General features: G+C 41.6%; 8 protein-coding genes, 2 pseudogenes and 1 other annotated feature. Of the genes and pseudogenes, 8 read left to right on the forward strand and 2 right to left on the reverse strand.

The window, feature by feature from the left end; translation table 11 throughout:
- The first annotated feature begins 33 nt into the window (after nt 1-33).
- The 8 genes and pseudogenes from P4S71_RS10785 (at nt 34) to P4S71_RS10815 (ending at nt 12144) form a co-directional block, all read left to right on the forward strand.
- Complete coding sequence (locus P4S71_RS10785) at nt 34-1131, forward strand: condensation domain-containing protein (protein ID WP_337150645.1); 1098 nt, start codon at nt 34-36, stop codon at nt 1129-1131.
- A gap of 17 nt (nt 1132-1148) precedes the next feature.
- Nucleotides 1149-3110: pseudogene (locus P4S71_RS10790) on the forward strand (non-ribosomal peptide synthetase); the annotation flags it as partial.
- Nucleotides 3111-3212: 102 nt separating this feature from the next.
- Nucleotides 3213-3500: pseudogene (locus P4S71_RS23120) on the forward strand (phosphopantetheine-binding protein); the annotation flags it as partial.
- A complete protein-coding gene (locus P4S71_RS10795; RefSeq protein WP_337150646.1) occupies nt 3497-8221 on the forward strand; it encodes an amino acid adenylation domain-containing protein in 4725 nt (1574 codons plus the stop codon). The pseudogene P4S71_RS23120 and the gene P4S71_RS10795, both read left to right, overlap by 4 nt.
- Nucleotides 8222-8723: 502 nt before the next feature.
- Nucleotides 8724-8840 (forward strand) — a sequence feature (AL1L pseudoknot).
- Nucleotides 8841-9052: 212 nt separating this feature from the next.
- Nucleotides 9053-10603 carry an IS21 family transposase gene (gene istA / locus P4S71_RS10800; protein WP_337150647.1) on the forward strand — a complete coding sequence of 517 codons (1551 nt, stop codon included), beginning with the start codon at nt 9053-9055 and terminating at the stop codon, nt 10601-10603.
- A gap of 11 nt (nt 10604-10614) precedes the next feature.
- Nucleotides 10615-11370 (forward strand): IS21-like element helper ATPase IstB, encoded by a 756-nt coding sequence (gene istB, locus P4S71_RS10805; RefSeq protein WP_076923272.1) that lies wholly within the window; start codon nt 10615-10617, stop codon nt 11368-11370.
- 295 nt (nt 11371-11665) lie between these two features.
- A complete protein-coding gene (locus P4S71_RS10810; protein WP_337150648.1) occupies nt 11666-11788 on the forward strand; it encodes a hypothetical protein in 123 nt (40 codons plus the stop codon).
- A gap of 44 nt (nt 11789-11832) precedes the next feature.
- The gene (locus P4S71_RS10815; protein ID WP_337150649.1) at nt 11833-12144 is read left to right on the forward strand and encodes a DDE-type integrase/transposase/recombinase; all 312 of its coding nucleotides are present in this window, start codon (nt 11833-11835) and stop codon (nt 12142-12144) included.
- Nucleotides 12145-12193: 49 nt separating this feature from the next.
- Here the strand turns inward: P4S71_RS10815 and P4S71_RS10820 are convergent, their stop codons facing one another.
- Nucleotides 12194-13234, reverse strand: coding sequence for an IS481 family transposase (locus tag P4S71_RS10820; RefSeq protein ID WP_337149778.1), 1041 nt, complete (start codon nt 13232-13234; stop codon nt 12194-12196).
- Nucleotides 13235-13558: 324 nt separating this feature from the next.
- On the reverse strand, nt 13559-13651 hold the full coding sequence (locus P4S71_RS23125) for a hypothetical protein (protein WP_442961671.1): 93 nt from the start codon (nt 13649-13651) through the stop codon (nt 13559-13561).
- Nucleotides 13652-13674: the final 23 nt, after the last annotated feature.

Below are 13674 nucleotides of genomic sequence, written 5' to 3' on the forward strand. Positions count from 1 at the left end.
TAATCACAGTTTTTAAAACGGATATTTTGTAGTATGAATTTTCAAGCATTAGTTAATTTTTTAAATGATAAAAAAGTGGCACTTGAAGTAGCCGATGATCAGCTAAAGGTACATGCAGCAAAGGGGTGCATTACCCAAGACGTGGCAAATGCCATTACAGAACATAAAGCCCAATTATTGGAACACGTTAAATCGAGTACGATGCAAAATCAGATGATACGTGTCACCAAAGAAGAGAAGGCCAGCGGTGTTCCACTTTCATTTGCGCAACAAAGGTTATGGTTCATTAACAAGCTAAAAGGCTCTAATGCGAGTTATCACGTTCAAGGCGGCTTTAAGCTGGTTGGCCCTTTAAATGTTGAAGCATTAACTCGTGCTTTTAAAACGGTTATCGAGCGTCATGAAAGCCTAAGAACCGTTTTTATTGAGCGTGATGGGGAGCCTTTACAAGTCGTAAAGGAGTCATTTAATTTTGCGTTGAACATTAAAGAGATGGCGTCCTCTAAGAGTGAGATTAATGGGGAGCTTCTGGACGAGGCAACTAAGCCATTTAATCTCACAGAAGACCTAATGTTGCGGATCTTGCTCATAAAACAATCTGAAAACGAAAGTTTACTATTGTTCACAATTCATCATATTGCCACAGATGGTTGGTCTGTCAGTGTCATGCTGCAAGAGCTAAATTCGCTTTACCGTGCGTACAACAATAATCAGATAAATCCTCTACCTGAACTTGCATTTCAATATGTAGACTTTGCCAATTGGCAACGTAACGCCATTAAAGATGAAGCATTAGAGAAGCAGCAAGCATACTGGAAGGACACCTTGGCCGATGCGCCCGAAGTGCATAGCTTGCCGTTAGACTACCCTCGACCTTCTCGGCCATCCCAAGATGGCGCCTTGTACCAATATACTCTGGATGGCGAGCTAACAACTGCGATAAAGGACTTATGCCAGTCTCAGCAATGTACCTTGTTTATGTTATTGCAAGGCGCCTTTGCACTGTTACTAAACCGTTGGAGTAACGAAAAAGATATTGTGATCGGGACTCCCATTGCCAATCGCACCCAAGCTGAGCTTTTCCCCTCATCGGCTTTTTTGTCAATACCCTTGCATTACGTACAAGGTTAACAGGAAACCCAAGTTTTATAGAATATATTCAGCAAGTTAAGGCAAATACATTAGATGCTTATGCCAACCAGGATGTGCCTTTTGATAGCCTTGTTGAAACGCTGAATCCAGCGCGAAGCGAGAGTTACACCCCTCTTTTTCAGGTCATGTTTTCTTTGCAAAACAACCAAATACCTGACTTTGATTTTGATGGCTTAACATTTACACCGCTTGCTGAAAACATGCGCATAGCCAAATTTGATATCACCTTGAATATTGAAGATAAGGACGGGCGGTTAAATTGTGACTGGGAGTACAACCCTAAGTTGTTTTCAAGTTCGACTATAAGTGCTTTGGCCAGTGCTTTTGAGGTATTGCTAAGCCATATCACGGCGTCGCCAAAGAGCCCAGTATTGTCACTACCACTTGTTTCAGTTTCGCAGCGGCAACATATGCAGCAAGAAGCAAGCGTAGATCGTCAAACGGTAATTGATCCAAGCTTAAGTATAAGCGGGACATTTGAATCATTTGCCCGTAAGTCTCCGGATGCGCCTGCCGTCATCTCTGAACAGGGCACTATAAGCTATGCTGAATTAAATGCTAAAGCTAATCAGCTTGCACACTACCTCATTCAGCAGGGAGTTGTTCCAGGGGAGTTGGTTGGCGTCAGTTTTACCCGTTGCCCTGATCTCATTGTTTCAATATTAGCGATTTTGAAGGTAGGTGGTGCATATGTACCATTTGACCCCAACTATCCTGAAACACGCTTAACCTATATGTTAAAAGACTCAGGGGTAAAGGTTGTGCTTTCTCAACAGGCGATTGCAAGTAAGCTTCCACTGGGCAGCAACCAACAGATATGTATTTGTGTCGATGATATCCAGGTGTTGATGGCATTACTTGCTAAACCTGTTACTGATCTAAACATCACTGACATTAACACGCAGAGTTTGGCTTATATTAACTATACCTCTGGTTCGACGGGGCAGCCTAAGGGCGTAATGGTTAACCAGTTAGGGGTATTGCGCCTAGTGCTTGACGCCGGTTACGTTGCACTCAATGAACATACCAAGATGCTACAAATTTCCTCTATCAGCTTTGATGCGACAACATTTGAGGTATGGGGGGCGCTGTTAAATGGCGGGCAATTAAGCCTCTACCCGTCAGATTATATCGATATCCAAATACTAAATAAGCTTATCTTACAACGTAAGGTCAATACTCTGTTTATTACCACTGCACTATTTGAGCAATGGGCTAATGTATTAGATGTATCATCTGATCCCGCAGAGCCGGACTGGATCGGTTTACAGGTGCTTGTTGGCGGTGAAGTGACTTCACCATATGCAATTCAAAAGATGGTTAAAGCCTTGCCAGGAATACAGGTTATTCATTGTTACGGCCCAACAGAAAATACCACATTCACCACTTGCCATACAGTGAGTAGTGATTTCGATCCCATCGATATTTTACCTATTGGAAAGCCGATAAATGGTGTTGAGTTATGGGTTTTATCTTCCGACTTGCAAATCTTGCCAGATGGCGCAATTGGTGAGTTATGCATTGGTGGTGCAGGGCTCGCTAAGGGCTACCTCAATTCTGTCAACATTGACCAGCAAAAGTTTATCCAACACCCATATAATGATGAGCCAAGTGCGCGTCTTTATCGCTCTGGGGATCTCGTTCGAAAGTTACCTGATGGTAATTTTGTCTTTGTATCCCGTGCCGACAATCAAGTAAAACTAAGAGGCTTTCGCATTGAGTTAGGTGAAATTGAAGCTTGCCTGTCTGCACACCCTGATGTCGCTGAGGCACTTGTTATGATTAGAGAGGATGCGCCTGGTGATAGACGATTGGTCGCTTACGTCACGACTAATGGTGCAATGATCCAGCAAGCAGATACCGAGCTAGAAATACGGTTAAAATCCCATGTTAAGGGCAAGCTACCTGATTTTATGTTGCCGGCTGCCTTTGTCATCGTGGATAAGTTCTCCCTTAACAACAATGGTAAAATTGACCGCTCCACCTTACCGGCTCCGACTTATGCCAATGAATCAATTGAGTATGTCGCACCGGAAACGCCAACGGAAGAGAAGCTAACACAGCTTTGGCAAAGCGTGTTGCAGTTAGATGCTCCAGTAAGTGTAATTGGTAACTTTTTCCACCTGGGTGGCCACTCCTTATTAGCAACCAAGTTACTTGCTCAGATCAGTCAGGAGTTTAATGTTGAGCTGCCGGTATCCACTTTATTCAATACCGAAAACTTGCGCCAGTTTGCAGTTGAGGTTGACCTAGCAACAACACTCAGTAAGGAAGATGGCAGCAACCCTGAGTTAATAGCAAACGCTCAACAAGTGTCCGCTAGTGAACGTGAGGAGTTTGAACTATGAGCTTACTTCCGTTTCTGGTCGAAGCCCAAGAGCTGGATATAATTATCTCATTACAAGATGACAAGTTATCAGTAAATGCGGCTAAGGGAGCGTTGACCGATGACATCAAACAAAAGCTACAGAAAAACAAGGCTGACATTAAGATACTGTATGAAAACCTGAAAATCAGCACCAATAAGGATATTGCTCCCCCTTCATTTGCACAGCAGCGTTTATGGGTGCTTGACCAAATGGCAGGGGAAAGCTTGCAATACCATATTCCAATGACCATGGTTTTTAATGGTTCACTGAATGTGGCTGCAATGCAGTATGCTTTTAATAAAATTGTGCAACGCCATGAAAGTTTGCGAACTGTACTTATAAAAGATGCAGATCAGGTTTATCAGGTTGTTCGCAAGCACCAACCGTTTCAGTTGCCTGTGATTGATATTCAAGATGCAGCCAACAAAAAAGGCGAGTTGGACAGGCTAATTTCCGAGGAATCGCAAAAGCCGTTTAATCTAAGTCAGGATCTTATGTTGCGCCTTTTCTTAGTTCAGGAAGAAGCTGAGCGGTTTGTTTTGTTGGGCAGTATGCATCACATTAATACTGATGGCTGGTCGATGAACATTATTGTTCAAGAGTTAGAGACTTATTATTGCGCTTACCTGGACAAACAGGATGATCCACTTCCAGCGCTAGGTCTTCAGTATGCAGACTATGCTCGATGGCAACGCAACTACTTAAAAGATGACGTATTGGAAAACCACCTGAGTTATTGGAAAAACAAGCTACAGGCTGCTCCAAAGCTTCATGCATTGCCTTTAGATCATACCCGTCCGCAGCAAATTTCAAGCCGAGGCGCTACGCTTAGGCAGCATATTGGCGCTGACATAAAGCATGGATTAGAGGCATTAGCACATTCCCACAATGCCACTTTATTCATGGTTGTGCATGCAGCATTTAGTTACTTCTTATCACGTTACAGTGGTGAAAATGATATTGTTATTGGTACGCCAATCGCAAATAGGGAAAAAGCACAGTTAGCGCCGTTAGTCGGCTTTTTTGTTAACACATTGCCGCTGCGCTTAACATTTTCAGGAGAGCAAAGTTTCGGCGATTTAATCGAAGCCAGCAAGCAAACCATTTTAGATGCGCATGCTCACCAGCAGCTGTCATTTGATAAGATAATCGATGAATTACAAATAGAGCGTAGTATGAGTTACGCGCCTTTATGCCAAGTGATGCTGTCTTTCCAGGATTGGGGAAGAGGTAATCGTGATGATATGGAAATTAACTTCCCTGATGTCACGTTAGGTCACCTGGAGCATCAGTCTGAGTTTTCCCAGTTTGAATTAACCTTAACAGCACTTCCTGTTACAGATGGCTTTGTGATGGAGTGGGAGTTTTCAACTGACTTATTCCAGCCAGATACCATTACTAAAATGATGAATGGATTTGAAACCTTGCTTCAAAACGCGATAACCTCGCCCTCATACCCTGTAAATCGCTTACCGCTACTTTCGTTTGAACAACTCGACCAATCGATTAAGCAAGTACTGGGGCTATCAAATGAGCAACTTAAAGCCCCTTTTACAGATGAACTTTGTATACATGAAGCTTTTGAGCAACAAGTAGCTAAACACCCAGACAAGATTGCAGTGGTCTTTGACAGCCTCACGCTTACTTACAATGAATTGAACCAACAAGCCAATGCACTCGCCCACCATTTACGTGAACAGGGAGTTGGTCCGGAGTCCCATGTGGGCATTTACCTGGAACGTTCTCAATTCATGGTTGTGGGTATTTTAGGTATCTTAAAGTCAGGTGCGGCGTATGTTCCACTTGATATCAGCTTTCCAGTAGAGCGCCTTAACGCTTTATTAGATGAAACAAAAATAAATAACCTCGTTACCGAAAAAGCATTCGTCGATACCATTAATTCAATTAGGCGCGGTCTCCACGTAATAGATGTTGACGCGTTAACAGCTAAGGCCTGCACAAGGGCTTGTGGTAACATCGGGCGAAAAAACATCGGCCTAACGCCTAACAATCTCGCTTATATCGTATTTACATCTGGTTCCACTGGTAAACCCAAAGGGGTAATGGTTGAGCATCGGTCCATGATGGTACGCTTGCATGGGTGGGATCAAGTTTTCTCACTGTATCAACAACCTCCTTGCGTTATACAAATGGCAGGGATCACTGTAGATATCTGCTTAGGTGATATGGTAAAATCATTATTGACAGGTGGCAAACTTGTTATCTCGAGCAAAGAAACACTGCTTACACCAGAGGAGCTAGTAGCTTTAATGCAAGAAGAACAGGTTAGTTTCGGCGACTTTGTGCCAGCTGTTCTTAGAATGATGACAGAGTACTTACTGAGTAAAAAGGAAACTTTGAGTGTCCTACGTTACATACTGGTTGGCTCTGAAAGTTGGTACGGGAAAGACCTTATAAATTTAAAAAAAGTGGTTACTCGCGATGCCCGCTGCATGAATATCTATGGCCAAACAGAATCAATTATTGATGTGAGCTATGCTGATGTAACAGAAAAAGATATAGCCGAGGACTCTGTTATTCCTATAGGTAGTGCGCTTGCCCATACGTCCTTATATATTCTTAATAGCGAAAGCCAGCTGCAGCCAGCAGGGGTTGCAGGTGAACTGCTCATAGGTGGGGAAGGCCTTGCCCGCGGTTACTTGAATCAGCCTAAACTGACTGATGAAAAATTTATTGCCAACCCATTTACTAGGAGCGGAAGACTTTATAAGACAGGGGATCAGGCTCGTTGGTTAAGTGACGGTACACTAGAGTTTTTAGGCCGAGTAGATCACCAAGTAAAGATACGCGGTTTTCGCATAGAGTTACCCGAGATTGAAGCTGAATTAAACAAACACCCTAATGTCAAACTAGCCTTAATATTAGTTAAGGAAGCAGCGCTAGGGGATAAAAGGCTGGTGGCTTATCTACAAAAGTCAGGCCATCAGCAACCCACTGATGCATCGTTTATCAAGGCTGTAAGGAACGACTTAAAAACTAGGTTACCGCATTATATGCTGCCATCGGCATTTGTTGTATTAAGGCACTTCCCAATAACAGTAACAGGTAAAGTTGACAGGCAAGCTTTACCTGAGCCGGAATATAGTATTGAACAAGACTATATGCCACCTACCAATGAATTAGAGGTGCAACTTTGCCAGATATGGCAAATCGTATTGAAAGAGTCGGCTATTGGTATTACAGATAATTTCTTTAGTGTGGGTGGTGACTCAATTTTGGCGGTTCGCCTTGTTGCACTTGCCAAAGAAAAGGGAATACTTTTTAGCGTAAAGGACTTATTTACAAATCAAACAGTTGCGGAGCTTGCGATGGCGATAAGCAGCGACAGCATTGAATGTCAGAATATCACTGCGCAAGTTGCCCCATTTGCATTGCTCAATGACAAAACAAAAGAGGCTATAGACACAAAAGCCTACGAAGATGCTTATCCACTTTCTTATCTACAAAGGGTATTTATAGATCACAGTCAATTACATGGAAGCTATCACGATATAATGTCAGAAAAAATGAATTCGCCGTGGGATGAGAAGTTATTCCTGGCTGCATGGCAGGATATGGTTGAGCAATACGCTATATTGCGAACGGTATTTGACTTTTCAAATGAAGAGCCTGTGCAGTGTGTGTTACGCGACTACAAGGGGGCGATCCAAGTTGTTAATTGGCAAGGTCGAACATTCGAGTCAATAGAAGATGATTATGCTGCCTGGTTTAAAGTTGAGTCACAACGTCGATTTGATACCAGTATTCCTTTGTGGCGAATGACGGTACATATCTATGGTAATAACGAATGCGCCTTCACTTTTGCCAATCACCATTCCATTTTAGATGGATGGAGTGCGTCCATGTTGTTGCCTGAGTTTATTCAGCGTTATGAGGACTATGTGGAAGGGAATGGGGCTCAGGGTCAGCCTGAAACTTTGAAGTTTAATACGTACATTGCAGCCGAAATGCAAGCTTTACAAAGCAACGAGTCCTATACCTTTTGGCAAAGCCACCTTGCTAATGCTGAGTTACCTACTTGGACAGGAAAAACTGCAAAGGACATCTACAGGATCAGCAATGACCTGTCTATTTTACATGACCAACTTGAAAATACGGCAGCCTCAATGGGGGTGTCGCCGCGAAGTATTGTTTTGGCTGCTCATATGTGGGTACTGGCAAAGGTTAACGGTACCGACAAAATTACCAGCTCTATCGTTCGCCATGGCCGGCTAGAGGTTAATGGCGGTGATACAGCAATTGGTCTGTTTCTGAACCCTCTGCCTTTGGCGGTAGATACAAACAGAAAAAGTTGGCGTGAACTTGTTAACTTAGTCGACCTCCTGCAAAAGGACAGTTGGGAGCATAGGCAATATCCGGTGGCACAACTACAACAAACGTTATTGCTAGATTTTTCAGGTTGCCTGTTTAATTATGTAGACTTTCAAGTAAACCACAGCAAAGGCGATGATGGTGCTGCTAATGGAAACAATACTTCTAGCTATATCTGGGAATGTGTTTATATACACCGCCGGGAGCAAGGGGAGCTAGGGCTTAGGCTGAGCTTTGAGAACCGTGTTTTTGACCAAGTTGCACGTGAGCAGATCTTGAGTTATTACGATGCTGCGTTACAAGTGATTTTAAGCTCACCCGATTTGAAGCCAAGTACAGGAGGGTTATCGAATCTTGAATTCAAGTAATAAGTGCAATTGTTTATACAGTTCACCAGTTTTGTTGACTGTCCTATAAATAATTCATAAGGGGTTTTATACCCCCTCGTTTTCTTGTGCAATGATTAAGTTTATCAACACTGGATCGCTCCGTGTTTGCTAGAGACTCAATAACTTGAGAAATTGGAACTATGAAAAAATCAAATCGCTATACATCAGAATTTCTTGAACATGCAATTAGGCTTGTTATTACACAGCAGCATGAATGTCCCTCTTTTTAGGCTGCACTCGTATCGATTTCAGATAAACTGGGGTGTACTCCAGAAATACTTGGAGCATGGGTTAAGAAGTCTCAAGCTCAACCGTCTAAACCATCAAAACCATCTAAACCATCTAAACCATCAAAACCATCAAAACCATCAAAACCATCAAAACCATCATCTAACATTCAATCAGCTGAAGAACGACTTTTTGTTTTAGAGCGTGAAAATAAAGGGTTAAAGCGAAAGAATGATATTTTAAGGCAAGCTGCGACTTTTTTCGCCCAAGCGGAGCTCGACCGCAAATAGAAATAAGCGTGACTTTTATAGATGCTTGTCGTGAGCATTACAGTATCGAGTCAATTTGCAATGAATTGTCTATTGTGCATATTCTCTCCAGCTTTGATCACCCAATTGCATTAACTTTGATCGCTTATTCTCATTAAGCTTTGATCACTAAAATCACTTGTAAATGATCACTTTTATGCTCTTAATGATTTTGCCGTTCAAAGCTTAATACCACTCGTAACCGAGTTCACGTTTTATCATTTTTGTAGGTGTGTTAAACCGTTATCTGAATCGTTTGATGAGGATAACAACAATGACAACAAGACCTATATCTATGAGTAAATTACATTCCATTTTACAGCTGAAGTACTCAGCACAATTATCCCATCGAGAGATTGCCAGAAGTTTAAATATTTCACCTGGTACTGTGGCTAATTACCTTAAAAAGGCCAATGAGTTAGGCTTAAATCAATGGCCAATACCTGAGGATAAACAGCAAAATACATTTTTCAACACCAAACTCAAGCGCTTCTCAACGCGTAAAAAAAGACACCCAACGCCTGACTGGTTAAATATCAATAAAGACTTAAAACAACATAAACACCTAACATTACAGCTCGTGTTTGATGAGTTACTTGAAAAAATGGGTGAGCCTTATTACAGCTACAGTCACTTCTGCCGAGCTTATAAACAATGGTTAGGTACGCAACGACTCTCAATGCATCAGCAGCATAAAGGGGGTGAAAAGCTGTTTGTGGATTATTGTGGCCCCACAATTACCATTACTTGTCCGACGACACAGGAAAAACGCACTGCTCAGATATTCGTTGCTGTGCTAGGTGCATCAAATTATACCTATGCTGAAGCAACGTATAGTCAGCAACTTGAAGATTGGGTAATGAGTCATGCGCGTTGCTTTGAATTTTTAGGCGGCGTTCCTGACGTTGTTATTCCCGACAATCTCAGAAGTGCTGTCAGTAAAACCTGTCGCTACGAGCCTGATTTAAATCCGACGTACTACCAGTTAGCCGAGTACTTTAACGTTGCTGTCATTCCGGCTAGACCTTATAAACCCAAAGATAAATCGAAGGCTGAAGTGGGCGTACAAATTGTTGAGCGTTGGATCATGGCACGCTTACGTAACCAAACCTTCCACAGCTTAGCGCAACTCAATCATGAAATAGCAAAGCTACTGGATATGATGAACAATAAGGTGATGAAGCAATATCAACAATCACGTAAACAGCTATTTGATATGGTGGATAAAAACGCATTAAAGCCATTGCCTGAAAAGCCCTATCAATATACACAAATCAAAACAGTGCGTGTGCATATTGATTACCATGTTGAAATAGAAAAACATTACTACAGCGTGCCTTATCTGTGGGTTAAAAAACAATTACGCGCACACATATCCAATCAACTCGTGCAGCTTTATTATGACGGTACTTTAATAGCACAGCATCCACGCTCAAACCGTTTAGGCGGACATACGACACAGACACATCATATGCCAAAGGCGCATCAAAAACAGCATGAGCAGTCACCGATAAATTTACGCTCATGGGCATTGAGTATCGGTGATTATACTCATCAAGTCGTTGAATTATTGCTTAATAGCAAACGTCATCCAGAGCAAGCTTATCGCACTTGTTTAGGGGTGTTAAGTTTAGCTAAAACGTATTCAAAGGAACGCCTCGAGCGAGCATGCTACCGAGCAATTTGCATGAATACGACCACACTCAGATCTATTAAGCAAATGCTGCAAAAAGGGTTAGACCAACAACCATTACCCACACTCCAAACAGAGCCAGAAAAGCCAATTACACATAGCAACATACGTGGCACAGATTACTACCATTAAGGAATGCAAACATGATAGAAACAATTAATCAGCAACTTCAACTGCTCAAGTTATCGGGTATAAAGCAAGCACTCAAGCAGCAGCTTGAACAGCCAAACCTATATCAAGAACAAAGCTTTATAGAGCGCGTCAGTTTATTGCTAACGCATGAAATTGATACGCGTGACCAAAGAAAAATAGAGCGACTAGTGCGACAAGCAAAATTCCGCGTACCGGGTCAGTTAAATCAACTCATTTACTCGCCGAAGCGCAATCTAGATAAAGCACAAATACGTAGCCTCAGCCAAAGCACCTGGCTGAGTTTACATCAGAATATATTAATTACAGGCGCCACAGGCTGTGGCAAAACCTACCTCGCGTGTGCCTTGGGTCACGAGCACTGTTTACAAGGGAAAAGTGTCTTCTATATTCGATTAAAAGAATTACTTGAAAGTCTATTTCTAGCACAGGCCGATGGCAGTTATCGAAAATTATTGGGTAAACTCATTAAATACGACTTACTTATTTTAGACGATTGGGGGCTAGAGCCACTCAGTGCTCAGCAACGAAGTGACTTACTTGAATTAATCGATGCTAGATATGGTTATAAATCACACATCATCATTAGTCAGTTACCACAGGAAAATTGGCACCAAATGATCGGTGAATCAACGCATGCTGATGCTATTTTAGATAGGCTGATTCATGGTGCAATTAAGTTGAATTTAAAAGGAGAATCGATACGAAAACAGTTAAATGAATTGACTGATGATGATCAGTTAAGTTAATTTAAAAATGGCTCTACAAAATGATAAATCAAGCGATCAAAGCTGATGAGAATCGGTGATCAAAGTAATGAGAATACGCATATTGCATGTTCAACGTATTACGCTCGCAAACAGCGATAGAGGCAGCCTGAGCGACTATCTTACCGCAAAAAGCGTGGTGCTGAGCTGATGATACTCATTCGCCAAGTGTGGGAGGATAATATGTCAGTTTTATAGGGCAAGAAAAATATGGAAACAACGACAACTTGACGGTCACCAAGTTGCCCGTTGCACCGTAGAGCGACTAATGTGAGGTATGAGTATCCAATGTACTCGTCGCGGTAAAGTATGTAAAACAATGATATTAGATGAACAACAAGATAAGCCAAAGGACTTAGTTAATCGTCAATTTACGGCAGAGCAACCTAATCAACTGTGAGTGGCTGATATTGCCTATGTCGCTACGTGAGCAGATTTTTTTACATGGCCTTCGTGATAGACGTATTCTCACGATACATTGTAGGTTGGCGTGTATCAACGACGATGCACACTGGTCTCATTCTTGATGCGTTAGAGCAAGCTATTTGGGATCATGAGGATCCAAAAAGACTTATTCACCATAGCGATAAAGGAAGTCAATATTTGTCCATAATATATACAGAACGACTTGCTGAAGCAGGTATTCAAACATCTGTAGGCAGTGTGAGTGATACTTATGATAATTCATTGGCTGCAACAATAAATGGCTTATTTAAAACAGAAATTATTCGCAGGAATGGACCTTATATGTACTAGCTCAGACTTGATCTGACAGTTACCCATTTTTCTAATGGTGACTGTTAGTTTAGATTTGAGCTAAATTCTTTTCTGCCCAAACCGTTTTTCCATCCAGTAATGTTTCAAGTGGTGTTCGACCGCAACATACTTTTCCTTGATGAGTCCGATCATTGTTGTAGTAATCCATCCATTCGTCCAGATCTTTTTGTAGTTTTTCCATTGAATCGTACAACTTTTTGCGGAATGTGATTTGATAGAACTCGTTCAAAATCGTCTTATGGAAACGCTCACAGATACCATTTGTTTGCGGGGACATTGCTTTCGTTTTTGTATGGTCGATGTCGTTAATTGCCAAATATAGCTGATAATCATGATGCTCAACTCGCCCGCAATACTCAGTTCCTCGGTCAGTTAATATTCTAAGCATAGGCAATTTGTGACCTTCGAAATAAGGCAATACTTTATCATTGAGCATGTCAGCCGCTGTAATTGGCGTTTTCGTTGTGTAGAGCTTCGCAAAGGCGACTTTACTGTAGGTATCCACAAAGGTTTGTTGATAGATACGACCAACACCTTTAAGGTTACCAACATAAAATGTGTCTTGTGAGCCAAGATAACCGGGATGCGCTGTTTCAATTTCACCACAGGCTTCATCGTCATGTTTTTTCTTTTCTAGCGCAGCAACTTGAGCGTCAGATAAAATAATGCCTTCATTAGCGACTTTGTTTTCCAATGCTTTCAATCGTTTTTTGAAGTTTTCTAAATCGTGACGCAACCAGATTGAACGAACACCACTACCTGAGACAAACACGCCTAACTTACGAAGCTCATTGCTGGTTCTATGTTGACCGTGAGCAGGATAGTCAACTGCATAGTTAATGACGGCTTGCTCTGTTTCTTCGTCAACGCGATTCTTTATATTTGGTGTACGGCGGTTCTTTTCGATTAATGCATCAATACCACCTTCATTAACGAGTTCTTGATAACGATAAAATGTATCTCGTGATACGCCCATGACTTTACAGGCTCTTGATACATTGCCTAGTTCTTCGGCAAGGTTAAGTAAACCAGCTTTGTGTTTTATGATTGGATTGTTAGTATGCAACATGAGAGTTACCTTTTTGTTTGTTTTGATTTAAAGATTCGACACCTTTATCAAAACGGGTAACTCTCACTTTTTCAAGTTGAATTGTCAGATCTTGTCTGAACTAATACACCTTATAAAAATGTTGATGCTGTTGAATAAGCAACTTTAGAGTGGATTAATTGGCTTCATAATCAATGCTTATTTTCTTCAATTGGATATGTTTCACCAGCTAAATATGAAACTGATTACTATGACAATTTAAATGAGTCAGGTAAAGTAGCTTGGCTTAAACAAACTGTTCTCCAATGAACTCGGGGCGATTCAACACTATTAACTTTCTTCTTTTTAATTGCAGCATCTGATCTGGCATTTGCCAACGAAAGGGTACTGTCCTATCGTAATCTCTTTTCTTTTTCCATTAGATGAGTAACGTAACATCCAATGAGGAGTAGCCGCCTTGC

Origin of the sequence: Pseudoalteromonas sp. B62, assembly GCF_037162565.1 — a bacterium.
Lineage (GTDB): Bacteria > Pseudomonadota > Gammaproteobacteria > Enterobacterales > Alteromonadaceae > Pseudoalteromonas > Pseudoalteromonas fuliginea.

Bases quoted from the DNA above. Each gene is read 5' to 3' on its own strand.
- P4S71_RS10785 (WP_337150645.1), top strand. From the start codon at position 34: ATGAATTTTCAAGCATTAGTTAATTTTTTAAATGATAAAAAAGTGGCA.
- P4S71_RS10795 (WP_337150646.1), top strand. From the start codon at position 3,497: ATGAGCTTACTTCCGTTTCTGGTCGAAGCCCAAGAGCTGGATATAATT.
- istA (WP_337150647.1), top strand. From the start codon at position 9,053: ATGACAACAAGACCTATATCTATGAGTAAATTACATTCCATTTTACAG.
- istB (WP_076923272.1), top strand. From the start codon at position 10,615: ATGATAGAAACAATTAATCAGCAACTTCAACTGCTCAAGTTATCGGGT.
- P4S71_RS10810 (WP_337150648.1), top strand. From the start codon at position 11,666: ATGAGTATCCAATGTACTCGTCGCGGTAAAGTATGTAAAACAATGATA.
- P4S71_RS10815 (WP_337150649.1), top strand. From the start codon at position 11,833: ATGGCCTTCGTGATAGACGTATTCTCACGATACATTGTAGGTTGGCGT.
- P4S71_RS10820 (WP_337149778.1), bottom strand. From the start codon at position 13,234: ATGTTGCATACTAACAATCCAATCATAAAACACAAAGCTGGTTTACTT.
- P4S71_RS23125 (WP_442961671.1), bottom strand. From the start codon at position 13,651: ATGTTACGTTACTCATCTAATGGAAAAAGAAAAGAGATTACGATAGGA.